General features: G+C 41.8%; 26 protein-coding genes. 17 read left to right on the forward strand and 9 right to left on the reverse strand.

The features are described from left to right. Positions 1-29 precede the first annotated feature (29 nt). From parE to NQT65_RS12605, 5 genes are read right to left on the reverse strand one after another with little or no spacing between them, the layout of a single operon-like run. On the reverse strand, positions 30-1,919 hold the full coding sequence (gene parE / locus NQT65_RS12585) for a DNA topoisomerase IV subunit B (protein WP_055254871.1): 1,890 nt from the start codon (positions 1,917-1,919) through the stop codon (positions 30-32). A gap of 26 nt (positions 1,920-1,945) precedes the next feature. Then, a complete protein-coding gene (locus tag NQT65_RS12590) occupies positions 1,946-2,515 on the reverse strand; it encodes a YqiA/YcfP family alpha/beta fold hydrolase (RefSeq protein ID WP_004587965.1) in 570 nt (189 codons plus the stop codon). After that, positions 2,500-3,285, reverse strand: a complete 786-nt coding sequence (locus tag NQT65_RS12595; RefSeq protein WP_024031551.1) for a metallophosphoesterase — start codon at positions 3,283-3,285, stop codon at positions 2,500-2,502. Before NQT65_RS12595 ends, NQT65_RS12590 begins: the two co-directional genes overlap by 16 nt. Then, positions 3,272-3,730: a DUF1249 domain-containing protein gene (locus NQT65_RS12600; protein WP_024031550.1), complete on the reverse strand. Its 459-nt coding sequence runs from the start codon at positions 3,728-3,730 to the stop codon at positions 3,272-3,274. Before NQT65_RS12600 ends, NQT65_RS12595 begins: the two co-directional genes overlap by 14 nt. A gap of 26 nt (positions 3,731-3,756) precedes the next feature. Beyond that, complete coding sequence (locus NQT65_RS12605; protein ID WP_004587962.1) at positions 3,757-4,383, reverse strand: NUDIX domain-containing protein; 627 nt, start codon at positions 4,381-4,383, stop codon at positions 3,757-3,759. Positions 4,384-4,533: 150 nt separating this feature from the next. Here NQT65_RS12605 and tolC point away from each other — a divergent pair, with 150 nt between their 5' ends. The 3 genes from tolC (at position 4,534) to NQT65_RS12620 (ending at position 7,527) form a co-directional block, all read left to right on the forward strand. After that, entirely contained in the window at positions 4,534-5,889 is a 1,356-nt protein-coding gene (gene tolC / locus NQT65_RS12610; protein WP_029772380.1) for an outer membrane channel protein TolC, read from the forward strand. 97 nt (positions 5,890-5,986) lie between these two features. Beyond that, positions 5,987-6,916 (forward strand): LpxL/LpxP family Kdo(2)-lipid IV(A) lauroyl/palmitoleoyl acyltransferase, encoded by a 930-nt coding sequence (gene lpxL / locus NQT65_RS12615; RefSeq protein ID WP_054983765.1) that lies wholly within the window; start codon positions 5,987-5,989, stop codon positions 6,914-6,916. Positions 6,917-6,954: 38 nt separating this feature from the next. After that, positions 6,955-7,527, forward strand: a complete 573-nt coding sequence (locus NQT65_RS12620; protein ID WP_024031547.1) for a toxin co-regulated pilus biosynthesis Q family protein — start codon at positions 6,955-6,957, stop codon at positions 7,525-7,527. Positions 7,528-7,590: 63 nt separating this feature from the next. Here the strand turns inward: NQT65_RS12620 and glnE are convergent, their stop codons facing one another. After that, the gene (gene glnE / locus NQT65_RS12625; protein WP_256851305.1) at positions 7,591-10,389 is read right to left on the reverse strand and encodes a bifunctional [glutamate--ammonia ligase]-adenylyl-L-tyrosine phosphorylase/[glutamate--ammonia-ligase] adenylyltransferase; all 2,799 of its coding nucleotides are present in this window, start codon (positions 10,387-10,389) and stop codon (positions 7,591-7,593) included. Between the two features lie 78 nt (positions 10,390-10,467). Here glnE and NQT65_RS12630 point away from each other — a divergent pair, with 78 nt between their 5' ends. From NQT65_RS12630 to ruvX, 6 genes are all read left to right on the forward strand, one after another. Then, a complete protein-coding gene (locus NQT65_RS12630; RefSeq protein WP_024031545.1) occupies positions 10,468-11,361 on the forward strand; it encodes a DUF350 domain-containing protein in 894 nt (297 codons plus the stop codon). 81 nt (positions 11,362-11,442) lie between these two features. Next, complete coding sequence (locus NQT65_RS12635) at positions 11,443-11,919, forward strand: hypothetical protein (protein WP_121636996.1); 477 nt, start codon at positions 11,443-11,445, stop codon at positions 11,917-11,919. A 72-nt stretch (positions 11,920-11,991) separates the two neighbouring features. After that, a complete protein-coding gene (gene rsmE / locus NQT65_RS12640) occupies positions 11,992-12,726 on the forward strand; it encodes a 16S rRNA (uracil(1498)-N(3))-methyltransferase (protein WP_256851306.1) in 735 nt (244 codons plus the stop codon). Positions 12,727-12,801: 75 nt separating this feature from the next. Continuing rightward, a complete protein-coding gene (gshB, locus tag NQT65_RS12645; RefSeq protein ID WP_126005926.1) occupies positions 12,802-13,752 on the forward strand; it encodes a glutathione synthase in 951 nt (316 codons plus the stop codon). Between the two features lie 124 nt (positions 13,753-13,876). Further along, complete coding sequence (locus NQT65_RS12650) at positions 13,877-14,434, forward strand: YqgE/AlgH family protein (protein WP_004586843.1); 558 nt, start codon at positions 13,877-13,879, stop codon at positions 14,432-14,434. A 9-nt stretch (positions 14,435-14,443) separates the two neighbouring features. Continuing rightward, positions 14,444-14,893, forward strand: coding sequence for a Holliday junction resolvase RuvX (ruvX, locus tag NQT65_RS12655; RefSeq protein ID WP_004586842.1), 450 nt, complete (start codon positions 14,444-14,446; stop codon positions 14,891-14,893). A gap of 133 nt (positions 14,894-15,026) precedes the next feature. Here ruvX and NQT65_RS12660 read toward each other — a convergent pair whose 3' ends face one another. Beyond that, a complete protein-coding gene (locus NQT65_RS12660; RefSeq protein WP_256851307.1) occupies positions 15,027-16,160 on the reverse strand; it encodes a PilT/PilU family type 4a pilus ATPase in 1,134 nt (377 codons plus the stop codon). 9 nt (positions 16,161-16,169) lie between these two features. Next, a complete protein-coding gene (locus NQT65_RS12665) occupies positions 16,170-17,210 on the reverse strand; it encodes a type IV pilus twitching motility protein PilT (protein ID WP_004586840.1) in 1,041 nt (346 codons plus the stop codon). A gap of 2 nt (positions 17,211-17,212) precedes the next feature. On the opposite strand from NQT65_RS12665, the gene NQT65_RS12670 reads away from it, so the two are divergent. From NQT65_RS12670 to NQT65_RS12705, 8 genes are all read left to right on the forward strand, one after another. Continuing rightward, positions 17,213-17,926: a YggS family pyridoxal phosphate-dependent enzyme gene (locus NQT65_RS12670; RefSeq protein WP_276537858.1), complete on the forward strand. Its 714-nt coding sequence runs from the start codon at positions 17,213-17,215 to the stop codon at positions 17,924-17,926. A 17-nt stretch (positions 17,927-17,943) separates the two neighbouring features. Next, positions 17,944-18,765: a pyrroline-5-carboxylate reductase gene (gene proC, locus NQT65_RS12675; RefSeq protein WP_004586838.1), complete on the forward strand. Its 822-nt coding sequence runs from the start codon at positions 17,944-17,946 to the stop codon at positions 18,763-18,765. A gap of 26 nt (positions 18,766-18,791) precedes the next feature. Beyond that, positions 18,792-19,325: a YggT family protein gene (locus NQT65_RS12680; RefSeq protein ID WP_126005920.1), complete on the forward strand. Its 534-nt coding sequence runs from the start codon at positions 18,792-18,794 to the stop codon at positions 19,323-19,325. 57 nt (positions 19,326-19,382) lie between these two features. Then, a complete protein-coding gene (locus tag NQT65_RS12685) occupies positions 19,383-19,826 on the forward strand; it encodes a DUF4426 domain-containing protein (RefSeq protein WP_004586836.1) in 444 nt (147 codons plus the stop codon). Between the two features lie 4 nt (positions 19,827-19,830). Beyond that, a complete protein-coding gene (locus tag NQT65_RS12690; RefSeq protein ID WP_138685860.1) occupies positions 19,831-20,430 on the forward strand; it encodes an XTP/dITP diphosphatase in 600 nt (199 codons plus the stop codon). Continuing rightward, positions 20,427-21,563, forward strand: coding sequence for a radical SAM family heme chaperone HemW (gene hemW / locus NQT65_RS12695; RefSeq protein ID WP_024031536.1), 1,137 nt, complete (start codon positions 20,427-20,429; stop codon positions 21,561-21,563). The genes NQT65_RS12690 and hemW overlap by 4 nt, the downstream gene beginning before the upstream one ends. A gap of 86 nt (positions 21,564-21,649) precedes the next feature. Beyond that, positions 21,650-23,482, forward strand: coding sequence for a DUF885 domain-containing protein (locus NQT65_RS12700; RefSeq protein WP_256851308.1), 1,833 nt, complete (start codon positions 21,650-21,652; stop codon positions 23,480-23,482). Between the two features lie 83 nt (positions 23,483-23,565). After that, complete coding sequence (locus tag NQT65_RS12705; RefSeq protein WP_126005910.1) at positions 23,566-24,234, forward strand: hypothetical protein; 669 nt, start codon at positions 23,566-23,568, stop codon at positions 24,232-24,234. Here the strand turns inward: NQT65_RS12705 and NQT65_RS12710 are convergent. Further along, a complete protein-coding gene (locus tag NQT65_RS12710) occupies positions 24,231-24,947 on the reverse strand; it encodes an SIMPL domain-containing protein (protein WP_126005908.1) in 717 nt (238 codons plus the stop codon). The genes NQT65_RS12705 and NQT65_RS12710 overlap by 4 nt on opposite strands. Positions 24,948-25,009: the final 62 nt, after the last annotated feature.

Genomic DNA, 25,009 nt, shown 5'->3' on the forward strand with positions numbered 1-25,009 from the left:
TGCCTCTCCAAGTGTTAAACACAAGCCTATTATACCTGTGCTTTATTACCGTGATCTTCTAGCCACTGGCGTCTGTCTGACGAGCGTTTTTTAGCAAGTAGCATATCCATCATTTCTAATGTTTGCTCTTCTTCATCTAGCGTAAGTTGCACTAAGCGGCGAGTATTTGGGTCCATTGTCGTTTCGCGCAGCTGCAGCGGGTTCATTTCGCCCAGCCCTTTAAATCGTTGCACGTTTACTTTACCGCGTTTTTTCTCTGCTTCTATGCGGGCCAAAATACCTGTTTTTTCATCTTCATCGAGGGCGTAATACACCTCTTTACCAATGTCGATTCTAAACAGCGGTGGCATAGCTACGTATACATGTCCTGTTTTAACCAGTTGCGGAAAATGACGCACAAACAAAGCACACAATAAGGTGGCAATGTGTAGTCCATCCGAGTCAGCATCGGCCAATATACAAATTTTATTATAACGCAGGCCGGTTAAATCAGTTGAGTCTGGGTCAATACCCAGCGCCACCGAAATATCATGCACCTCTTGCGAGGCTAATATTTGCCCTGATTCAACTTCCCACGTATTCAAAATTTTACCGCGCAGTGGCATTATTGCCTGAAACTCACGATCGCGTGCCTGCTTAGCCGAGCCACCTGCTGAGTCACCCTCTACCAAAAATAGTTCTGTACGGTCGTTATCGGCGGCACTACAGTCGGTTAGTTTACCGGGTAACGCAGGGCCGGAGGTTACGCGTTTACGCACTACTTTTTTAGCCGCTCGCAATCGGCGCTGTGCATTTGAAATACACAGTTCTGCAAGCAATTCTGCAGTGTCTGTGTGCTCGTTTAACCATAAGCTAAATGAGTCTTTAACCACACCCGATACAAACGCTGCACATGAGCGAGAAGAAAGCTTTTCTTTAGTTTGACCAGCAAATTGTGGGTCTTGCATTTTTACCGATAACACATAGCTACAGCGCTCCCAAATATCATCTGGGGTAAGCTTTACGCCACGCGGTAATAAGTTTCTAAATTCACAAAATTCGCGCATTGCTTCAAGTAAGCCTTGGCGCAAACCATTTACGTGTGTACCACCTTGTGCGGTAGGAATAAGGTTTACATAGCTCTCCGCAATCGACTCGCCGCCTTCAGGTTGCCATACAACAGCCCAATCAGCCCCTTCAATCGAGCTTGAAAACTCGCCTACAAATGGGTCTTTTGGCAGTACTTCAAAGCCTTTAACAGCTTCAATTAAGTAATCCTTTAAGCCTGTTTCGTAAAACCATTCTTGAGTTTCTTTAGTTTGCTTATTAACAAACTTAATGCGCAAGCCTGGGCATAAAACCGCTTTTGCTTTTAATAGGTGGTTTAATTTTGTAATTGAAAAGTTAGCTGAGTCAAAGTAACTCGCATCGGGCCAAAATCGAACGGTTGTACCGGTGTTGCGCTTACCAACAGTGCCGATGACATTTAAGTCTTCAACTTTATCACCGTTTTCAAAGGCCATTCTAAATTGTTGAGCGTCGCGCCTTACCGTTACTTCAACACGGTGCGATAACGCATTTACAACCGAAATACCTACCCCGTGTAAACCGCCCGAAAACTGATAGTTTTTGTTAGAGAATTTACCACCTGCATGCAGCTTGGTAAAAATCAGCTCCACCCCAGGAATACCTTCCTCAGGGTGAATATCTATAGGCATACCACGGCCATCGTCTATAACTTCAAGAGAGTTATCTTCGTGTAAGATCACATCAATTTTAGTGGCATGGCCCGCCATGGCTTCATCGACACTGTTATCGATAACCTCTTGGCCTAAATGATTTGGACGTACCGTGTCGGTATACATACCAGGGCGGCGTTTTACCGGCTCTAATCCATTGAGAACCTCAATGGCTTCGGCGTTATAATTTTGCTGACTCATAATTTTTATCTTTATATGCGCTTAGGCTAATTTGTTTTAGGTAATTTAAGAAACTCTACAATACTATCTAAGGTGCGTTCAAAACCAACAAAGCTGTGATCGCCACCAAACTCAACTAACTGTTTGCATTGTGAAAAATAATTTACTGCGTGTTGATAATTTAACACTTCATCTCCCGTTTGCTGCAACAAATAGAGCAGTTCGGGGGATGTTAATTTAGGCACATACAATGCTTTTAAAGCATCCATGTGGCTGGTATTTAACTCATAATGATAATCTTGATACGGATTATAATTGTGGCCAATAAGCGGCGCTAATAAGTTAAACGGTGCTACTGCTGGGTTTATTAATGCTGCTCGCAGGTTATAACGCTGCGACAAGTAGGTGGCATAAAACCCACCTAGTGAGCTCCCAAGTAACGCGGTATCTGGCGTTAATAAATGCTCAAGCTGTAAAATAGCTTGTAAGGGCTCGTGATTTAAACGCGGTACGCAATAGTCAACGTCATAGTTTGCCATAAGCTCGCCAAAGCGCACAGCTTTATATGATTTTTCAGAACTATTAAAGCCATGAATATAAATTACGCGTTTAACCATACAACATCCGTTTTAACTGTTAAAGCATTGTCCTGTGTCGTTAAATGCAACATTCGATAAGCGGGGCCGTGGTTTTCTTGCTGCCATTGCGGGCAATTTTTTGTAAATTGCACCGAACTGGCGGGCGTTGCATAAATACTCAGCTCTCTAAAAGTTTGCGTATAGTGATTATGCACATGACCGTGCAGCAACGCCGCTACATTAGCGCTATTAACTAACACGTTTAATAATTGCGGGCCGTTTTCAAGCATGTGTTTATCAAGATAGCCATTAATAGCAAGCGGGTTGTGATGACAAAACACCACATGCTGTGATTGCGAACTTGCTAAACAATCCGCGATTTCATTTAAGTGCTCACTAGACACCCACCCTGCAGGTGTAGGGCCTTTTGAGTTTATAAGTAGCAGCTCAAATCCTTGTGCGATAATGCGTTTAGCTGACACTATTTGCCCACCACTGATACGATTAAGCATGGCAATTTCATCATGATTGCCTGGTACCCAAAATACTGGGCAGGTCAAATCAGCGTTATTAATAAGCTCAGCAAATAATAAATAAGAGTCAAAACTATGATCTTGTGTTAAATCACCACCAAATATAACCGCATCTAATGACTGCGTGGCCATGTGCGCTAATGCTTGTGCAAAATGCGCGGCGGTGTTTACGTTAAAGTACTCTGCGTTAGGGTCGGCAAATAAATGGCTATCGGTTATATGCGCAACACGCAGCGATGAACGGTTAAAGTGATAATGCTCATCAAACCAAGCCATTGTTTATATCCCAGTTTAGTACTGCTCGGCCATGCTCTACACAGGCTACTAACCAGTCATATAAAAATGCATTAAGTTGATACTTTTCATCTTTTTGGTGCATTTTAGGATTTGGATAACCATAAGATGGCTTTATCCGTTGATGGTAATCGTGATGAATAATTTCAGCCACTTTTGCATCTTGATAAAGCCTGACTGTTAAATACAAAGGAGAAACGCCTTTAACCATCCCTGTTAGCTGTTTGATAGAAATATCCAGTGTGTACTTAGCACTATCGTCAATGATAATGGCAAATTCACTATGACCTAATTTAACTTTACGCACACTATTAGCGCTGCGCTCTTTAGGTAATAGCTTTGAAAGACGTACGTAATTATGCTCGCAAAGCGTCATGTACTTTGGGAGGCTCTGAATATATCGTTGGGTTGCTAAAAGTGCTGTCAAAGTACCGCCGTATTAAAAAGTTAAAATTATGTCCACTTACTGCTTATTTTTTCACGATTTAACGCCAACCACTGTAAACAGATTACCGTTGCCGCGTTATCTATTTCACCGTTATTGAGGCGCGAAAGCGCATCATCAAGGCTTAAAATATGAGTTTTAATGTCTTCACCTTCGCTTTCAAGGCCATATACACCACTTTGTACTTGGCTTAAATCTGCCCGCGCTAGGTATAAATGTAAGCGCTCAGTGGTACCGCCCGGACTTGAAAGGTAAGAGAGCATAAATTCAAGGTCAGTAAGCTCAAGCCCAGCCTCTTCATAGGCTTCTTTTTTTACCACCCCTTCGTAGTCGGTACTGCCATCGGTCATACCGGCAATACATTCTAGCAGCCAGGGCGAGTGTTTGCTGTTAATAGCGCCAATACGTATTTGCTCTATTAAAAGTACACTTTGCGTAGTTACATCATAAGGTAGAACAGCAATGGCATCGCCCCGCTCTAGTATTTCGCGCTTTATAAGTTGCGATGTACCACCATTAAACAGGCTATGCTCAAACTCATACATATCCACCTTAAAAAAGCCATTATACAGACTTTTAACTGCTTTTAAGCTCACATCTTTATGTGTAAATTGAACCAAGCTTTTATCTGCCATATTATACATCCCGCTTATTTAAACGATTAAAGTTTGTTAATATATTCTGTTACATTTGAACATACAGTTTTACTAATTTCTTTTTTAGTTATTTAGCAAAACACGTTACCATGCTTTTAGTACAAAATTTGTCTAAGGACTGAACCTAACATGAAAAAGAACATCCTTGCAGCGCTCGTTAGTTTGTCGTGCGCATTAGGCACAACCACAGCAAGTGCTGAAGATTTAATGCAAGTTTTTGAAATTGCTACTGCTAACGATCCCACTGTTTTAAAAGCAAAAGCCCAAGCAGATGCGCAATCTTACGAGAGCGATTTAGCAATGAGCGCATTACTGCCGCAAATTGGCGTAAGCATGGGCTATGAAAAAAGCGATTCTACCTCTTTTCAAAGCGTCGGTGATTTAGCTGACCAAGTTAAAATAAACAGCGATACCGACCAATTCACGCGTGGTGTTAGTTTAAGCCAAACCTTATTCGACTTAGGCGCATGGAATACACTCGATATTGCCGAAAAACAAGCGCTGCAAGCCAATGCGCAATACGATAACGCAAAACAAAACTTAATTGTGCGCGTTGCTGAAGGCTATTTTAACGTATTAAGCGCCATTGATAACCTTGAATTTGTGCAAGCCGAAAAGCGCGCCATTGAACGCCAGTTAGAGCAAACAAAACAGCGCTACGCAGTTGGCCTTACAGCAATTACAGATGTTCACGAAGCGCAAGCACAATACGATAACTCAGTAGCACAAGAAATTATTGCCAGTAATGCCGTTGAAACCGCACGCGAGCAACTGCGTGAAATAACCGGTAAGTACCACGCAAAACTTGATTTTTTAAACACCGAAACATTTTCAACAGTAAAACCGGTTAAAAAATCGACTGACTTTGTAAAAGTAGCTGAGAACAATAATATCAGCTTACAAGTGGCTAAAGTCACGGTTGATATTGCTAAAGATCAGATCACGCTTGCTAAAGCTGGCCACTACCCAAAGCTAACACTTGATGCCAGCTACGGTGATTCTTTAACTGACCAAAATATAAATGGTTTAAGCTTTAACGACCAACCACGCGCCGACTCAACATCGGTTGCCGTTAATTTAAGTGTTCCTCTGTACACAGGCGGCGCAACCGTAGCTGCAACTAAACAAGCCCGTGCGTTTTATGTTTCAGCCAGCCAAGATTACGAAACAAATTACCGCGCCGTAACGCGTACCGTTATTACCTCATACAACCAAGTTGTATCAGACATCGCGACTTACAAAGCTCTAGAGCAAGCTGTGGTATCAGCGCAAAGTGCGCTTAAAGCAACAGAAGCTGGTTTTGAAGTAGGCACGCGTACTATTGTTGATGTGCTTGTAAGCACGCAAAACCTGTATGATGCAAAACGTAACCTAGCTGATGTACGCTATCGTTACGTGTTATCTACGCTTCGCTTAAAGCAAGCTGCAGGTACACTAACAAGTGCCGATTTACTGGGTATTAACCAAGGCTTAAAAAAAGCCTAATAAGTTAAAAAGTAACGTTTAAAGCCAGCCATTGCTGGCTTTTTGTATTTTATAACACTAAGCGTTAAACTAGCGTTTTTATTTTAGAGAGTATTTTGTGGTCACCTCATCTCCTTTTAAAGCCTCGTTTTTAGGCCCTCGTTATTGGCTAACGTGGATTGGCGTTTTCTTTTTATATTTGATTTCGTGGTTGCCACAAAAAATTCAGCTTAGCTTAGGTAAGTTATTGGGGCGCTTAGTACATAAATTTATGAAACGTCGTCGCCATATTGCCGAGGTTAATATAAAGCTGTGTTTTCCTGATATGAGCGAAGCCGAGCAACAACAGCTTGTGCTAAAAAACATGGAAAACACCGGTATTGCCATGGTTGAAACTGGCATGGCTTGGTGGTGGCCGCAGTGGCGCGTTAAAAAAGCGTATGGCTCTATTAAAGGATTAGAGCACTTTGAGCGCGTGCAGGCTCAAGGTAAAGGCGTATTGCTATTGGTGCCGCATATTTTGCATTTAGAAATGGCGAGTCGTGTTATGGGCACCAAATGCCAAGGGCTGGGGTTTTACCGCCCACATAACAATGCACTCATGGAATACTTTACAACCAATGGCCGCCTTCGTTCTAACGAGTATTTAATTGGACGAAAAGACGTAAAAGGCTTGTTAAAGTCACTAAAAAATAAAAAGGTGTGTTATTACCTACCCGACCAAGACTACGGCCGTAACCGCTGTGAATTTGTGCCTTTTTACGCAGTGCCAGATACAGCCACCACCACAGGTACATTACTGTTTGCAGCAAGTAAACACTGCGAAACCATGAGCCTAATTAGTCGTCGTGATGAGCACGGTAAGTACCATTTAGAAATAGTACCTGAGCTTGAAAATTTCCCAAGCGGCGATGATAAAGCAGATGTAACACGTGTAAATCAGCGCGTTGAGCAATCAATTAACGCTGCGCCTGAGCAATACATGTGGCTGCACCGCCGTTTTAAAACACGCCCTGATAAAAATACCCCTTCTTTTTATAAAAAGTAGTGGTATAAATAAATAATGATAATAAATGAGCATGAGTTATGTGGTTTTGGGTTAAGCATTTAATACTAGCAGTTGCATTAATCTTACTAGCTACCTATGTGTTAGTTGGTACGGGTCCATTGTTTGACATAAAAGAGAGTAAAAACGCAGCTGCCGAGGGGCTTTCTCGCTTTTATTCGTCTATCCGTAACCAAGTTAAATCCGATAGGGAGCGCGATAAGTTTGTATTACAACTTAAAAAGCCCGAGCAAACACTTGATCGTGTTTTAGCAGAGCGCGGCAGAGCCGTTGACCCTATGCCTGCCAGCTGGACAGGAACAAGTGCACCAAGACGCTTTGAAAACGGCTCAACGTTAAAAGACGTACTTAACCAATACGCTAAAAGCGAAGGTATTCAATTATATTGGTATTTGAGTAAAGACTACGTTGTAAAAGATCATTTTAGGGTTGATAGCAGTTTTACCTCAGCGCTTTATCAAGTTGGCCGCGCAATTAATGATGACTTTGAATACGAAGTGTATACCTACCTTTGCCACAAACAGCGCGCAGCGGTGATCACTGAGCTGCCCTCTGAATTTGTGCGCAGCAATTGTTTAAAGCTTAATACTTAGCAGCGTAAATAAACCAAACCCATACATAATAAAAACCCAAGCCTGTGCTTGGGTTTTTAGTGTTTATGTTTCTAGTTCAAATATTGCATTCCAGCATGCCGTTACACTTTCTATATCGGTTTGATACTCCTTACGCGACACCAAGCGACCTTGCTGATTTAGGCTTAATACGTGATAACGTGAGCGATAATCAATATACGCCTGGATTAACTGCTGCTTTTGGGTTTTAGTGATACAACCAATCGCAGCAGCGTCTGTAAGTATTCTTACATTATCGGAAAACACCGTTAGCTGGCTAAACTGATTCGCGTTTTTGAGCACTAGGTATTGAGTTATAAATTCAATGTCGGTCATGGCGCCTACATCTTGTTTTAAATCAAATTGCTCAGAGTTTCCCTTAGCTAAGTGCGTGCGCATTTTTTCGCGCATTTTAAGCACATCCTGCTTAAGTGTATCTACATCGCGTGGGGCACATAATATCTCTTTACGAATTTGTGCAAAGCGCGCTCTTAGCTCATCTTGACCTAATATAACGCGGGCGCGCACAAGCGCTTGGTGCTCCCAAGTCCATGCTTGGGTTTGCTGATAATGATTAAAGCTCTCTAAGTTAATAGCCAATAAACCAGAGGCGCCTTCAGGGCGCAGGCGTGTATCAAGCTCATACAATATGCCCGAGGCGGTACGGGTATTAAATAAATGCATTAAGCGCTGTGCAAGTTTTAAATAAAACTGTCGTGAGGTAATCGATTTATCGCCATTGGTGCTGCTATTACCGTCGTGATTATGCACAAACACAAGGTCTAAGTCGGAGTCGTAGCCTACTTCAAAGCCGCCCGTTTTACCGTACGCAATAACGGCAAAGCCTTTGTGTTCATCATCTGTATTTGGTGGCATGCCAAAGCGCTTAACCGTGTTATACCACGCTATATTAACGGCTTGGTCTACCACAGCCTCGGCAAGAGCCGTTAAGTGATCGCTTACTTTCATAACATCAATCACACCGGTTGCATCGGCAGCCGCAATACGTAATTGATGTGTTTGCTTAAACTGCCTAAGCGCTTCCATTTGTAGCTCTAGGTCGTCGTGTTCTATACGCAAAAAATATTGCCGTATTTCATCTTTATAGGCGCTCAACGGCGTAGGTTTGTAAAGCGCAGCAGGGTCTATTAGCTCATCAAGCAAAATAGGATAACGGGAAATATGCTCCCCTATCCATTTACTATGGCAACATAATAAAACAAGCTGCTTTAGCGCACCTTGGTTTTCGTAAAGCAATTCAAGGTAAGCAGTACGCGATACAATTTTATTTAAAATTTGGCATACCAAGGTAAATGTTTCACCGCTGGCATTAAAGTCACTAAGCTGTTTGAGCAATAAAGGCATTAGTTTGTCGAGAATATCTCGCCCACGATTCCCTATATTTACCTTACTCAAACGTTGTTTAAAATCATGAAGTGGCACTTGCCATTGCTCTTTTATATCGTTTAAAAAGCTAACATCACCATGATCCCAAGCACTTATAAACGCACCTTCGCAGGTATCAAGGGGAACAGTTTCCTCCCCTATCACCAATAAAAATTCATCGTGAATTTTGGCCATGACCTGCTCAATCTCGCTCATGGTATGGTTAAAGCTGTCAGACTCGAGTAAGTAATTTAAGCGCTCTTGATTGAGGTCATCATCGGGCAGGGTTTGTGTTTGTTGATCGTCAAACATTTGCAAGTATTGCTCTACTTTACGTAAGTGTAAGTAGTTGCGCTTTAGCTCATTCGCTTCTTGCTCATCCATCGCTTGGTTTAACGTTAACTGCTCTAAGGCGTACAGTAACGATTGGGTTTGTAAGTTAGCTTCTCGCCCACCACGCACCATTTGCAAAGCTTGTACAATAAATTCAACCTCGCGAATGCCACCAGCACCTAGTTTTATATTGTTGGTCAGGCGTTTTCGGCGAACCTCTTGGGCTATCATAAGCTTCATTTTTCTCAGCGATTCAATCACCGAAAAATCAATATAACGACGATAAACAAAGGGCTTTAAAAGCTGTATAAACTCATCCCAATATTGATTGGGTGTGCCAATTAGCCGCCCTTTTAACATGGCGTAACGCTCCCAATCGCGCCCTTGCTCCTGGTAGTAATCTTCTATGGCGTGAAAGCTCATCACTAAAGGCCCACTTTCACCAAATGGGCGCAAGCGCATATCAACCCTAAATACTTGCCCATCACCGGTTACTTGATTAAGTGCATTAATCAGTTTTTGCGCTACTTTGGTGTAAAACACTTGGGCTTCAATACGTTTACGCCCACCTTGGGTCGGTACATTGCGCGGGTAGGCAAAAATCAAATCTATATCTGATGAATAATTAAGCTCGTGGCCGCCCAATTTACCCATGCCTAAAACCATTAAAGGCAAAGAGTTACCTTGCTCATCTAATGGCTCCCCTGCTGTTTTTGCCGTTTGCGCATGGGCCCATCTATTTGCGCTATTAATAAGCATATCAGCTAATAGGCTTATGTATTTTATGCTGTCACTGATTGGGTTATCGCAACACAAATCGAGGTACGCTACTTTTAACCAGTATTTTTCTCGGTACTGTCTTAAAATCCTATTGCACTGGTTTTCATCTACCTGCTGTAAGTCAAGGCCGTCGAATGGCGCGGGAACATCTCGGCTAAATTGCTCATCGGGGTTTATTAACCAGTCTTTTAGTTGAGGTTGCGACTCTAAACTGCGAAAAGCAAAGTCGCTCAAAGCACATAATTTTACAACTTCTTCTTGTATAGGTTGCTGCGGATACAGCTGTGCAAAGCGTGTTGAGCCAAGTTTTTGTAATTGAATAGGAAGTTGCATTTTGTTACTCATCAATCCTCTCTTTTATATATGCGCTAACCATACTAGAATAACTAAAACCAAGAAAGGTTATCTCTACTTAGGATCAGCATGTCATATTTATCATTATCTAACACTAGTTTAGTTGCGATTGCCATTAGTTTTGCGGTTATATGCATTACTATTTTTAGTCTTAGAATTGTCGCTCAAATAAAAGCAAAACAGGCACTTAAAGATGAACTAGCGCAGCATGATAATTTTGCAATGGGGATTAGTTTCGCCTCAGAAATTACCGTGGTTATTGCCACTATGGCGTTTTTATTTGATGAAATAAGTATGAGTACGGCACAACATAATCCATTAAAAGTGGTTATTTTAATTGTTCTATTATTTACATTTATTAAAGCCGGGCATTTAATTCATAGAAAATGGATATTACATAGATTTAATGAAGAAGCTGCTATATTAAAGCAAAATGTATGCGCTGCATTGGTCGATTCTGGTATGTTATTAGCCAACTGCATTATTGCACTTGGCTTGTATACCTGGACTCATGCACAAGGGTTTAGTAACTTACTTATTGCTTTTGTTAGCTTTTTTACACTACAAGGGATGTTTGCACTAGATAGTAAAATCCGTGAATACCGCTTCGCTAAAGCAAACCAAGGTGCCTCACTGCAAAGTAACTTTAACCTTGAAAACACCTCTATTGGCATTAGATACGCAGGAAAATCAATAGGTTTAGCCCTAGCCGTGTATGCAGGATTATCTAGTGCGGCCTTTCAAAATGGAAAAATGGTCGAAAATATATTTACACTGGTAATGCATTGCGGTGTAATGTGGGTGTTACTATATTGTTTAAGTTTTGTAATAAAAGCAATTTCATTACCCAATATTGATGCCGCTTTAGAGGTCGACCATCAGGACAATATAGGCATAGCATGCATTGAGTTTGCTGTTTTTTGTGCTATAGGCTATTTACTTATTAGCATGTTTTCACTTTAACGCCACGCTATTAAATAAGTCGCCAAGCGCCCCGTATTTAGTTAACTGGCATAACACATTTGCATAAAGCAACGGGGCCCTATGTCATTTGAAGTAACTAACTATTTGTTAATTGATATAGATAACGAATTTAGTCGTACATTTGCCGAGTATTATTTTAAGCACGCGGCACCCGATACACCCAGCACCTTAATAGTTGCAGGCAGTAACACCCGTAAGCTGGTAAAAATGATGTTTGACGAACTCATTAAAGACTATTGCTATTGCGACCTAGAAAACGAAATTAGCGTATCTGAACTGGCCACTTACCTACACGAGCACCACGATATTCAGGGCGTGTTATTTAATAACACCGACTATCTACTTGCCGACGACAAACAACGTTTTATATATAACTCCCTGCATGAAAAACGCTACGTAGTTAGCTTTGACGACAACGGCTATACATTTAATCGTATTACTGACGAAGGCTTTAAAAATCACTTATCGTGCGATACCGATATTGCCGAAACACCTAAAGATTTAATCGCACTTGCCAAGGCACTTAAACAAAAATAAATAATTGCGTACAACGCCCTGCTTACTTACCATAGCGCTATACACCTTTACGCTATAAAATAAGTGACCCCCATGCGAGTACCTCATATTTATCAGGCATCGAGTATTGCCTTAAACACCCCGGTTTCTTTAAACGACGATGCAGCGGGCCATATTGGCCGCGTATTGCGCATGAAAGTAGGCGAACATGTGTCTATTTTTAATGGCGAAGGCGGTGAATACTTCAGTGAAATTATTGAGGTAACTAAAAAATCAGTTGTTGTTATGCCACAACGTTTTGATGAGCATGATGTCGAATCGCCGCTTAAAATTCATTTAGGGCAATGCGTATCACGTGGCGACAAAATGGACTTTACCATCCAAAAATCTGTTGAGCTTGGTATTAGCGAAATCACCCCTATTTTTAGTCAGCGCTGTGGCGTTAAACTCAGTGGCGACCGGTTAGAAAAAAAACACCAACAATGGCAAAAAATTGCAATTTCAGCCGCCGAACAATCGGGGCGTAACTTTGTGCCAGTTGTTCACACACCGGTTGATTTAAAGCAATGGCTTGAACAACAAACAGACGCCATTAAGCTCACTTTGCACCCTCGTGCCGAGCACAGCATTAAAACAATAACCGTTCCAAGCGCCGGTGTACGCTTTTTAGTAGGCCCTGAAGGCGGCTTTACCGATGAAGAAATGCTGCAAACTAAAGATCAGTACTTTGTTGATATTCGCTTAGGGCCGCGCGTTTTACGAACAGAAACGGCCGCTTTAACGGTCTTAAGTGCATTACAATTACAATTTGGCGATTTAGCTAATTGAAATAGCTCAATGGCACCCTCATATTAAAACTATTAGCACTCTAGTAGTCATTATAATTAGATTAAGGCACAGCGCATGGCGATAAAGTTAGGTATTATTTCTGATCCTATTAGTGGATTTAACATCAAAAAAGACACCGGTTTTGCAATGATGATGCAAGCGCAAAAACGTGGCTACGAAATTTACTACATGGAGATGGATGACTTATCGCTTCGCCAAGGTAAATCGTATGCAACCGCAGCAAAAGCGCAGGTATTTAACAACACCGAAAAGTGGTACGAACTTGAAGAAAAAGCCACAATCGCGCTTGCCGACCTAGACGTTATTTTAATGCGAAAAGATCCGCCGTTTGATACGGAGTACATCTACGCAACTTATATCTTAGAGCGTGCAGAGCAAGAAGGTACATTAATTATTAATAAACCACAAAGCCTGCGCGATGCTAACGAAAAGCTATTTACAGCGTGGTTTAGCGAGCATACACCAGATACGCTAGTAACACGCAGCCAAGCTCAAATACGCGCGTTTTTAGCTGAGCATAAAGACATTATTTTAAAACCACTTGATGGCATGGGCGGCGCATCTATTTTTCGTATTAAAGAAGATGATGCAAACATTGGCGTTATTTGCGAAACCTTAACTGAGCATGGTAGTCGCTTTGCCATGGTGCAAAATTACATTCCAGAGATCAAACAAGGTGATAAACGCGTATTGGTTGTTGATGGTGAAGTTATTCCGTATTGTTTAGCGCGTATTCCACAAAATGGTGAAACCCGCGGTAACTTAGCTGCGGGCGGCCGTGGTGAAGCCCGCCCCCTTAGCGAGTCAGACCTTAAAATAGCTCAAGCAGTTGCCCCTACGCTTAAAGAAAAAGGGTTAGTGTTTGTAGGGTTAGATATTATTGGCGACAAGCTCACCGAAATTAACGTAACAGCACCAACCTGCGTACGTGAAATTGAAGCCGCTTACGATATATCTATTACCGGTATTTTGTTTGACGCAATTGAGCGTAAGCTCGCTAAATAAACACCATTTAAAAGTCCATTAATTTAAGTATTTCATACAATTAATGGACTTTTTATACGCTACGTATATATCTATGCCATACTCAAAGTTCAATAAGTATTCATAAACTAAAAGGGTGAAATCTATGCAATCATTAGAAAATCATTTTTTAATCGCTATGCCGTCGATGCAAGACCCTTTTTTTAAACGTGCCGTTACCTATATTTGTGAGCACAATGAAGATGGGGCTATGGGATTGGTGATCAACCAGCCTATTGATGTGACCGTTGGTGAGCTTTTAGATAAAATAGAAATAGACAACGACAAAACCCAACAAGCCGCGCAGGTCTCTGTGTTTGCAGGTGGTCCGGTTAAAACCGACCGAGGTTTTGTACTTCATTCACCTCAGCCAGGCTACTCTGCAAGCCAAAAGCTTAGCAGTGATATAATGATCACCACATCAAAAGACGTACTTGCCAACCTGACCACCGCCCACGCACCTGAGCAATTTATTATTACGCTTGGTTATTCGGGCTGGGAGCAAGGACAACTTGAGAAAGAGCTTTTAGATAACAGTTGGTTGATCATTAAAGCCGATCCGAAAATCATTTTTGATACGCCGGTAGAAAAACGCTGGGAAAAAGCAGTTTCAATGCTAGGCTTTGATGTTAGCCAACTTTGCAGCGAAGCTGGACACGCTTAAAGAACGATAATGACGAAAAAAAACCTTAAGCCGCAAGGCCAGCGCACCGTAATGGGCTTTGACTTTGGCACCAAAAGCATTGGTATTGCCATAGGACAAGAACTAACAGGCAGTGCGTCTAGCTTAAAAGCGGTAAAAGCCCAAGATGGTATTCCTAATTGGGATCATATTGCGGTTCAAGTTAAAGAGTGGCAACCCGACTTAATGGTCGTCGGGTTACCCCTTAATATGGATGGTACTTCGCAAGAGGTAACCTTTAAGGCTAAAAAGTTTGCTAACCGCTTGCACAATCATTACGGCATACCGGTGCAAACACAAGATGAGCGACTCACAACCGCCGATGCAAAAGCGCGTTTATTTGAGCACGGTGGTTATAAAAATTTAGGGAAAGGAAATGTCGATAATATGTCGGCAGTGATTATTTTAGAGAGTTTTTTTGAAGCCAGTTATGGTGAATAAATAATGCCGACTCCTTTAATTACGTAATCTATTTTAAAGGTCGAAAAACACCGCAGTGGTATAAAACGTTATAAGTAATTTTATCCATAAAAAAAGCGCCCAGCGGCGCTTTTTTTATGGATAAAATACAGTGTTAATTGCTGTTTTTATCATCTAGTCCATCTATGGTTACACCTTGTAAAAATCCTGCACCTTGTTGCTCGTTATTGCGCAGCTTAATCATTAAGCGTAAATCGTTTGGCGAATCAGCATGATGCAGTGCATCGGCGTAATTAATACGTTGCTGTTTGTATAGCTCAAATAAGGCTTGGTCAAAGGTTTGCATACCCATTTCTTTAGACTTAGACATGGCCTCTTTTATGCCACCAATATCCCCATTTTTAATTAGCTCTGCCACCATGGGTGAGTTTAGTAATATTTCAATCGCGGCTACACGCCCTTCCCCATCAGAAGTGGGAATAAGTTGCTGGGCAACAATGGCGCGTAAATTTAGCGCTAAGTCGTACTTAAGCTTGTCGTGTTTTTCTTTAGGCACTAAGTGCATAATACGGTCAATGGCTTGGTTGGCATTATTAGCATGCAATGTAGCCACACATAAGTGACCCGTTTCGGCAAAGCTCAGTGCGTATTCCATGGTTTCTTGCGAGCGTATTTCACCAATTAAAATAACATCGGGAGCTTGGCGTAAAGAGCTTTTAAGTGCCGATTCAAAGCTGTCGGTATCAAGCCCTACTTCGCGCTGAGTAATAATACTTTTACGGTGCTCGTGTACAAACTCAATCGGATCTTCAATGGTGAGTATATGGCCGCGCTGGTTGCGGTTTCTGTAGCCGATTAAGGCAGCCAGTGAAGTTGATTTACCCGTGCCAGTACCACCAACAAACAGCACTAACCCGCGCTTTGACATAATTACATCGGTAAGTGTAGAGGGCAGCCCTAAATCACTTATATCAGGTATTTGCGTTACAATGCGGCGAATAACCATACCCGCTCTATCGCGCTGCCAAAAAGCCGATATACGAAAACGCCCTTCGTCTGTGGCTATCGCAAAGTTACACTCTTTAGTAGTATGAAATTCGTTTTTTTGTTTATCGCTCATCGCTGACTCTACAAGCGCAAGCGATTGCTCATCACTTAACTTATCGTCGCTAAGAGCGATAAGCTCACCATTAATTTTTGCACTGACTGGTAATTGGCTAGAGACAAATAAATCCGAGCCTTTTTTATCAATCATTATGTTTAAAAAGTGATTTAAAGATAAATTCATAATATGTCCTTAGCCACCAAACTGGGTTTTATCTTGGGCTTTTTCTTTTGCGGCTGCGGTTGTCACAATACCGTGATTAACTAAATTATTTAAACATTGATCCATGGTTTGCATGCCGTGTGATGCACCCGTTTGAATAGACGAATACATTTGTGCAATTTTATCTTCACGAATTAAGTTACGAATCGCCGGTACACCAATCATAATTTCGTGCGCGGCCACGCGTCCACCGCCAATTTTTTTAAGTAGTGTTTGCGAAATAACGGCACGCAGTGACTCAGAAAGCATTGAGCGCACCATATCTTTTTCTTCACCTGGGAATACATCAATAATACGGTCAATCGTTTTTGGTGCCGAGGTGGTATGTAGCGTACCAAACACTAAGTGGCCAGTTTCTGCGGCGGTCATCGCAAGGCGAATAGTTTCTAAGTCACGTAGCTCACCAACAAGTATTACATCCGGGTCTTCACGCAGCGCGCTGCGCAGTGCATTAGAGAAGCTATGCGTATCTCGGTGTACTTCACGTTGGTTAATAAGACTGAGTTTATTATCGTGTACAAATTCGATAGGATCTTCAATGGTGAGGATATGGTGATGTTTTGTTTGATTTATATAATCGACCATAGCCGCAAGCGTTGTTGATTTACCCGAACCAGTAGGGCCGGTAACCAATACTAAACCACGCGGGTTATCTGATATTGTTTTAAAAATATCTGGCGCACCTAAATCCTCAAGAGTCAGTACATCGCTAGGGATGGTACGAAACACCGCTGCAGGGCCGCGGTTTGAGTTAAATGCGTTAACACGAAACCGAGCAAGGTTAGGCACTTCAAACGAAAAATCCACTTCTAGATTTTGTTCGTAGTCCTTGCGCTGATTATCGTTCATAATGTCGTAAACAAGGCTGTTTACATCTTTGTCTGCAAGTGCAGGTATATTAATGCGGCGAACATCACCATCTACGCGTATCATAGGTGAAACACCTGACGATAAGTGTAAATCAGATGCTTTGTGTTGCACACTAAACGCTAATAATTCGGTAATATCCATTTATGACTCCACAACTAACTGATAAATATATGGTTACAATAGCAGAACGACTCACATCCGCCTACGCTAGAATTGTCAGCGCGGCTAAAAATGCTAAACGTAGTAGCGACGCTATTACGCTGCTAGCAGTATCAAAAACAAAACCAAGCGACGATATTATTGCTGCCTACGAGCATGGCCAGCGCCAATTTGGTGAGTCTTATGTTCAAGAGGCTGTAGATAAAATAGCTCAACTACACACATTTAGCGACATCATTTGGCATTTCATTGGCCCTATTCAGTCAAATAAAAGCGCCCTTGTTGCTGCACATTTTGATTGGGTACAAAGCGTAGATAGAATAAAAATAGCTAAGCGTTTAAACAGTCAACGTCCAGAAAACCTAGCCCCTTTAAATGTGCTTATTCAAGTAAATATAAGCGCCGAGGAGGCCAAGTCGGGCTGTAGCGTAGAGCAAATACCCGAACTAGCTGAGTTTATTGACCAATGTGGGCAACTCACTTTGCGTGGTTTAATGGCTATTCCGGCTAAAAGCGACGATCCGAGTGAGCAAAGTCAATCTTTTGAGCAATTACAAACTTGCTTTGATAAACTAAAGGCCCAATATCCTCATATAGATACGTTGTCGATGGGGATGAGCAATGATGTTGAAGCCGCCATTAGCGCAGGTTCAACCATGGTGAGGATCGGCACAGATATTTTTGGAACTCGAACTTAAAAGGTGATAACAGACATATGTCAGATAAAACAATCGCATTTATAGGCACAGGTAACATGAGCTACGCCATTATTGGTGGCATGGTAAAAAACGGTTTTAATGCAAACAACATCATTGCTACAAACCGCAACCAAGAAAAGCTTGCCAAGGTAGCAGACGATTTCAAGGTGAAAACCACCAGCGACAATAACGAAGCCTTACGCGATGCTGATGTCATTGTATTGTCTGTTAAACCACAAATGATGGGCGATTTATGTAAATCGTTTCAAGAATCGGGTATCGACTTTAGTGATAAACTGTTTATTTCGGTAGCGGCTGGCTTAACCGTTAAGCGTTTACGCGAAATGCTTGGCCAAAACGTTAAAATGGTACGTTGTATGCCAAACACGCCATCGCTACTAGGGCGTGGTGTATCGGGTTTATTTGGCGCAGATGAAACAGCCGAAGAGCACGACTTTGTACAACAAGTGTTTGAGTGCACAGGTATTGTTGTGTGGGTAGAGCAAGAGTCGCAAATTAACGATGTCATTGCTGTGACAGGCTCATCGCCCGCTTACTTTTTCTTATTTATGGAAGCCATTGAAGAAAAAGCGAAAGCACTTGGCTTTAACGATGAAGATGCGCGCCGCTTAGTACAGCAAACTGCGCTGGGTGCAGCCGAAATGGCATTGAGCCAACCAGAGATAAGCATTTCGCAATTACGCGCTAATGTAACTTCTAAAGGCGGCACCACCCATGCTGCGGTTGAGCATTTAAAAGGCGAAGGCCTAGTGCAAACAGTTAGCGATGCAATGGATGCGTGTATTGCGCGTGCAATGCAAATGGAAAAAGAACTTTAAAATTACTCTTTATTGAAGGTTACACTATGAATGCCATGCAATTTTTGATCAGTACCCTGTTTGATTTGTTTTTAATGGTGGTACTACTGCGTTTTTGGCTACAGTGGGCAAAAGCCGACTTTTACAACCCAATGAGCCAATTTGTGGTTAAAGCAACCTCGTTTGCAGTTAACCCGTTACGTAAAATTATACCTGGACTAGGTGGGCTTGATTTAGCCTCTCTATTGCTGGCATTTATTGTAGCCGTTGCCAAAATTAGTACTTTAATGCTGGTGATATACGGCGCATGGGCTGCGCAACCTGTGCTTATACAAGCACTTATTACCGTACTTAAAGAAGGCTTAAACCTTGTATTTTGGGTATTGATTATTCGCGCTATTTTAAGCTGGGTAAGTCAAGGTTATAACCCAATAGAAGCGGTTTTCCATCAGCTTACTGAGCCAATGCTCAAGCCACTTCGTAAAATTATTCCACCAATGGGTGGCTTAGATTTATCGGTGCTTGTACTAATTATTGGTATTCAGTTTTTACAAATGCTGCTAATGGACTTTTTAGCCTAAATTTTTTGTTATAAGCAAAAGAGGCCCTTTGGCCTCTTTTTTATATAGGACATCATAATGAACCGTTTAATTAAGTTTTGCTTTATTAGTTTTTTAGCCTTTGCTTTTAATGCCCACAGTGAAGACATGCAAGGCGCACAGTACAAAGAGCTGGGCCCTTGGCAAGTGCATTACATTGCTTTTCCATCTACCTTTATTCAGCCGCAAATAGCTAAAACATATGGCCTTGAGCGTAGTGGTTATAAAGGCATTGTTAATATTTCAGTACTGAAAAACAATAGCGATAAAACCGCGCAAACCGCTCAGCTCAGCGGCACCGCAAAAAACCTACTCGGCAATAAGCAAGCCCTTACTTTTAAAGAAGTAAAAGAAGGTGAATCAATTTATTACCTTGCGCAAGTAGACTACACCAACGAAGAGATTTTACGTTTTGAGATAAACATCCAGCAAGGTAGTCAGTCTCAAAAACTCACGTTTCAGCAAAAATTTTACGTAGATTAAAAACATGACCAAAACATTAGTGCTTGCCACAGGCAACCCTGGCAAAGTTAACGAGCTGGCCAATATGCTTAGCCCGCTTAATATAAATGTGCTTCCTCAAAGCGATTTTAACGTCGGCGAAGTGGCCGAAACCGGCACCACCTTTGTAGAGAACGCGATAATTAAAGCCCGCCATGCTGCTAAAATTACCGGCATGCCAGCCATTGCAGATGACTCAGGCTTAGAGGTAGATGGCTTAAATGGTGCGCCGGGCGTGTACTCAGCTCGTTTTGCCGGTGAAAGCGCCAGCGATCAAGACAACATAGATAAACTACTTAACGAATTAGCCGATAACCCAAATCGTAAAGCCCGCTTTTGGTGTGTGCTGGTATTAATGCGCCACGCCAATGACCCTACCCCGCTAATTTGTAGCGCAAGCTGGGAAGGCGAAATTACACAAACCCAAAATGGCGAAGGCGGCTTTGGTTACGATCCGGTATTTTTTGTAGCAGAGCAAAACTGTACCAGCGCCGAGCTCACCAAAGAGCAAAAAAATGCGGTGAGTCATCGCGGCCAAGCACTTAAAAAGTTATTACTAGAGCTACAAAGCAAAGGCGGCCTGTGAACCTTCCACCACTGAGCTTATATGTACACGTACCTTGGTGCGTGCAAAAATGCCCCTATTGCGATTTTAATAGCCATGGGCAAAAAGGCGACATTCCTGAAGCTGAATATGTTCAGCATTTAATTGACGACTTAAAAGCCGATTTGCACTTGGTGCAAGGGCGTAAAATTCACAGTATTTTTATTGGCGGCGGTACACCAAGCTTATTAACTGGCGATGCATATACCCGCTTATTAAACGAAGTCGATAACCTGATTGGCCTAAGCGACAACTGCGAAATAACCCTTGAGGCAAATCCTGGTACCGTAGAAACCGGGCGCTTTAAAGAGTACGTTAAAGCGGGTATTAACCGTATTTCTATTGGCGTGCAAAGCATGCAAAACGACAAGTTAAAAGCACTTGGCCGTATTCATGGTGCCGATGAAGCGCACTACGCTGCAGAGCAAGCTAAGCAAGCCGGGTTAAATAGCTTTAACCTTGATTTAATGCATGGCTTACCGGGGCAAAGCCTTGACGATGCGCTGAGCGATTTGAAAAAAATAATTGCTTTAAACCCGCCACATATATCCTGGTATCAGCTCACTATTGAACCTAATACACAATTTGCATCCAAGCCGCCAACTTTGCCACAAGATGAAACCCTATGGGATATTCAAGAGCAAGGCCAAGCACTACTTGCTCAAGCCGGTTACATACAATACGAAATATCGGGCTATGCAAAGCCAGGCTTTCAATGCCAACATAACTTGAATTATTGGCGTTTTGGCGATTATCTCGGTATTGGCTGTGGCGCTCATGGTAAGGTTACTGATGCAAAAACCGGCATTATTACCCGTACTGAAAAAATCAAGCATCCGCGTGGTTACATGGATATGCTTAAGCCGTACTTGTATAAAAGCTGGCAAGTAGAGCAAGACGATTTAGCCTTTGAATTTTTTATGAATCGCTTTCGCTTAGTCGAGCCTTGCCCTATTGATGATTACAGTGCGCTGACTAATCAGCCATTGCAAAGCCAACAAGCAGCGTTAACTAAAGCAATAAATGCAGGTTTGTTAATACAAGAAAACGGCCACTGGCAAGTAAGCCTTAAAGGGCATCGTTTTTTAAATGACCTGCTAGAATTGTTCGTGTAGTGGTTTTAACCACGCGCGATAAACATAAAATACAAGCAAATAAATATAATACACCCTAATGGGTTTCTAACAACAAAGGGAAAACAATGCGTAAACTTACCTTTATTGCAGCAGCCGTGAGCGTTGCTATTTTAGCCGGTTGCCAGCAGGCACCACAACAAACAACGCCAGCGCCTGCAGTGCAAGCGCAACCAGTGCAAAGCGAAATCGACAAAGCGAATGCGTTTTTTGAAGATACCTTTAACCGCGATGTAATGAGCAGCCCGGTTTATCAAACTTACATGGGTATTAAAAAAGATTACGATAAATGGGATGACGGAAGCGAAGAGCAAAAACTAAAAGACCTTACGCAAGCAAAAGAAGACTTAGTCACTTTAAATGCTATCAACCGCGACCTGCTTGATGACGCCACTAAAGTAAGTTACGACTTAAAAAAACAAGACCTAGAAAGCTCGATTGCTGATTTTAAATGGCGTTACCATAACTACCCGGTTAACCAAATGTTTGGTACGCACTCTATGGTGCCTGCGTTTTTAATAAACCAACATTCAATTAGTAATGTTAAAGAAGCTAAAGATTATATTGCGCGTTTAAACGGTGTACCGACTGTATTTGATCAGCTAATTACTGATTTAGAAACCCGTGCTGATAAAGGCATTATCGCGCCTAAATTTGTGTTCCCACATGTTATAGATTCGAGCAAAAACATCATTCATGGTGCGCCATTTGAAAAAGGTGAAGACTCAACACTATTAGCCGACTTTAAACGTAAAGTAAGCGCTCTTGAAATTAGCCAAAATGAAAAAGATGCCTTAATTAGCGATGCAACTGATGCATTAAAATCAGCCGTTAAGCCTTCTTACTCTAAGTTAATTAATTACTTAGCACAGTTAGAAAAACGTGCAGATAACCGCGATGGCGCATGGAAACTGCCTGACGGCGAAGCGTTTTACAATAACGCACTTAAGCGCACCACAACAACTGACTTAACCGCTAAAGAAATTCATGCCATTGGCCTTGCTGAAGTAAAACGTATTCATGATGAAATGCGTGAAATTAAAGACAAAGTAGGCTTTAAAGGCGATTTAAAAGCGTTTATGCAGTTTATGAAAACGGATAAACAATTTTATTATGCCAATGACGAGCAAGGTAAACAGCGTTATTTAGATGAAGCCACTGGCCTAATCAACACCATGAAAACTCGTCTAGATGAGTTATTTATTGTTAAGCCAAAGGCTGATCTTAAAGTTAAAGCCGTTGAAGCATTCCGCGAAAAAGCAGCGGGTAAAGCATTTTACCAACAACCTGCGCCAGATGGCTCACGCCCTGGTATTTACTACGCAAATCTTTACGACATGGAAGCGATGCCAACGTACCAAATGGAAGCATTAGCGTACCATGAGGGTATTCCGGGTCACCACATGCAAATTGCCATTTCACAAGAGCTTGAAGGTGTACCTAAGTTCCGTAAGTTTGGTGGCTACACCGCTTATATTGAAGGTTGGGGCTTATACTCAGAGTACATTCCTAAAGAAATGGGCCTTTACTCAGACCCATACTCAGACTTTGGTCGCCTTTCGATGGAATTATGGCGTGCGTGTCGCTTAGTCGTTGATACCGGTATTCACGCAATGAAATGGACTCGCCAAGAAGGTATTGATTACTACGTGAATAATACGCCTAACGCCACATCTGACGGTGTTAAAATGGTTGAGCGTCACATTGTAATGCCATCGCAAGCGACAGCTTATAAAGTGGGTATGCTTAAAATTTTAGAGCTGCGTGAAGAGGCTAAAAAGCAACTAGGCGATAAGTTTGATATTCGTCAGTTCCACGACGTTATACTTAAAAATGGCCCTGTACCACTTAACGTATTAGAGAACTTTGTAAACGAGTGGGTAGCAAGTAAAAAAGCTTAATACTTGGTTATAAATAGAAAAAGGTCGCTGATGCGGCCTTTTTTGTTTTATAGTAATAAAAACGCTCAGAGGTAGAGTTAATAATGGATTTAAGCATACAATTACTTAATGCGCGCATTGCTAAGCATCAGCTAGACGAGCTCGATAACGACTTTAAACAGTTAAGCCCTGCTCAGCAAACATTACAGCTAAACCACCTTTACGAAAGTGCTTTGCGGATGAGTATTAAATACGACTTTATGCAAAATGTGGCAACACGTATTTTAACAACCAACACCCCACCAGCACCTTTTATCAACCAATTAACAACGTCTGATGCTTTAACGTTTTTTACACCTGCATTAAAAGAAAATAACGGCTTTTTAGCACAAGACGGCCAAGGAAATAATGTACTGCACAATGTATTTAAACACGCCAATGCTCAAAAGCTGGCGTTTAACTATGTGCGCTCATTAATGCTATTTGAATCTAACGATAATTTAGTAAAAGCCCTTGCACAAACAAATGCTCGCGGCCTTACCCCTGTTGCCTGTTATATCGCCTATGCTGATAAACCTAGCACACCAATAAAGCATGAATTTTCAGCATTATTAGCGCTTATGGAAATAGAGCAAAAACAAAATCCAACCGCTAAACAGCAACTGGCAAATATATTAAAAGGCGCTGATATAAACGAAACTAGCATTTTACTTAGCGCTGCTTACCTACAGCGCTCAACCGCGCAAATTGCCCACTTAGTTAGAGCAATTTAGTCACTTAAGTAATATTCAACACTGGTGACCACCCTCACCTTTTTGATATGTGGCGTATTTGAATCGCGATTGCTAATGCTAAATTGCCCTTGGCGAGCGGATTTTATTTTACCCAGCGTTGAGTTCGAATCTTTAGCAAATTTGTTGGCAACTTCACGGGCTTTTTCTGTAGCCTCTTGCACCATTGCAGGCTTTATATCGTTAAGGCCGGTAAATAAATACTCAACTTTGGTTTCGTAACTATTTTGCACAATGGCAATGCCCTGTTTAGCTAATTGACTCACTTTACTCAGCGCATTTTGTACTTTGTCGGGCGCGTTCGAATACACAATAATATTAACGCGTACCAAGTAACGAAACTTTTGATTATCGTTAGCGTATTCACGGGCTTGCTTATCAATAATCGACTGGCTACCCGTGCTTATTTCGTCATCATCAAAGCCATGTAGCTTTAAAAATGCAATAACAGCATCGTTTTTTTGCTCAACTCGACTAACCAGTTTTTCTAAGTCGTTGTCTGCGTCACTGTATTGCAGCGGCCAAATTACCGTATCGGCGCTAACTTCACGCTCTGCTAACCCTTTAACCTGCACACTACGTTCCATGCTTTTTACATCTACTGCGGCACTTTTAATAATAAAGCCTAATAAAATTAAGCCTATACTTAGGCAAATTGCGGCTATAACTGTGTAAAAACCGGGTGTTTTATTCACAAAAAACTCCTTGATTGATATCAATAATAAGTATCTATGCGCTCGAAATAACACAGCAAACA

The sequence above is a fragment of the Pseudoalteromonas agarivorans genome (genome assembly GCF_024518735.1).
In the GTDB taxonomy this organism is placed as follows: domain Bacteria; phylum Pseudomonadota; class Gammaproteobacteria; order Enterobacterales; family Alteromonadaceae; genus Pseudoalteromonas; species Pseudoalteromonas atlantica.

What these genes read in the sequence shown, in the direction of transcription:
- rsmE (WP_256851306.1), top strand. Translation starts at nt 11,992, where the DNA reads ATGCGAGTACCTCATATTTATCAGGCATCGAGTATTGCCTTAAACACC.
- NQT65_RS12660 (WP_256851307.1), bottom strand. Translation starts at nt 16,160, where the DNA reads ATGAATTTATCTTTAAATCACTTTTTAAACATAATGATTGATAAAAAA.
- NQT65_RS12590 (WP_004587965.1), bottom strand. Translation starts at nt 2,515, where the DNA reads ATGGTTAAACGCGTAATTTATATTCATGGCTTTAATAGTTCTGAAAAA.
- tolC (WP_029772380.1), top strand. Translation starts at nt 4,534, where the DNA reads ATGAAAAAGAACATCCTTGCAGCGCTCGTTAGTTTGTCGTGCGCATTA.
- NQT65_RS12635 (WP_121636996.1), top strand. Translation starts at nt 11,443, where the DNA reads ATGTCATTTGAAGTAACTAACTATTTGTTAATTGATATAGATAACGAA.
- NQT65_RS12700 (WP_256851308.1), top strand. Translation starts at nt 21,650, where the DNA reads ATGCGTAAACTTACCTTTATTGCAGCAGCCGTGAGCGTTGCTATTTTA.
- NQT65_RS12605 (WP_004587962.1), bottom strand. Translation starts at nt 4,383, where the DNA reads ATGGCAGATAAAAGCTTGGTTCAATTTACACATAAAGATGTGAGCTTA.
- NQT65_RS12685 (WP_004586836.1), top strand. Translation starts at nt 19,383, where the DNA reads ATGAACCGTTTAATTAAGTTTTGCTTTATTAGTTTTTTAGCCTTTGCT.
- NQT65_RS12650 (WP_004586843.1), top strand. Translation starts at nt 13,877, where the DNA reads ATGCAATCATTAGAAAATCATTTTTTAATCGCTATGCCGTCGATGCAA.
- gshB (WP_126005926.1), top strand. Translation starts at nt 12,802, where the DNA reads ATGGCGATAAAGTTAGGTATTATTTCTGATCCTATTAGTGGATTTAAC.
- proC (WP_004586838.1), top strand. Translation starts at nt 17,944, where the DNA reads ATGTCAGATAAAACAATCGCATTTATAGGCACAGGTAACATGAGCTAC.
- glnE (WP_256851305.1), bottom strand. Translation starts at nt 10,389, where the DNA reads ATGAGTAACAAAATGCAACTTCCTATTCAATTACAAAAACTTGGCTCA.
- NQT65_RS12705 (WP_126005910.1), top strand. Translation starts at nt 23,566, where the DNA reads ATGGATTTAAGCATACAATTACTTAATGCGCGCATTGCTAAGCATCAG.
- NQT65_RS12620 (WP_024031547.1), top strand. Translation starts at nt 6,955, where the DNA reads ATGTGGTTTTGGGTTAAGCATTTAATACTAGCAGTTGCATTAATCTTA.
- NQT65_RS12595 (WP_024031551.1), bottom strand. Translation starts at nt 3,285, where the DNA reads ATGGCTTGGTTTGATGAGCATTATCACTTTAACCGTTCATCGCTGCGT.
- NQT65_RS12680 (WP_126005920.1), top strand. Translation starts at nt 18,792, where the DNA reads ATGAATGCCATGCAATTTTTGATCAGTACCCTGTTTGATTTGTTTTTA.
- ruvX (WP_004586842.1), top strand. Translation starts at nt 14,444, where the DNA reads ATGACGAAAAAAAACCTTAAGCCGCAAGGCCAGCGCACCGTAATGGGC.
- NQT65_RS12690 (WP_138685860.1), top strand. Translation starts at nt 19,831, where the DNA reads ATGACCAAAACATTAGTGCTTGCCACAGGCAACCCTGGCAAAGTTAAC.
- NQT65_RS12630 (WP_024031545.1), top strand. Translation starts at nt 10,468, where the DNA reads ATGTCATATTTATCATTATCTAACACTAGTTTAGTTGCGATTGCCATT.
- NQT65_RS12670 (WP_276537858.1), top strand. Translation starts at nt 17,213, where the DNA reads ATGACTCCACAACTAACTGATAAATATATGGTTACAATAGCAGAACGA.
- NQT65_RS12665 (WP_004586840.1), bottom strand. Translation starts at nt 17,210, where the DNA reads ATGGATATTACCGAATTATTAGCGTTTAGTGTGCAACACAAAGCATCT.
- parE (WP_055254871.1), bottom strand. Translation starts at nt 1,919, where the DNA reads ATGAGTCAGCAAAATTATAACGCCGAAGCCATTGAGGTTCTCAATGGA.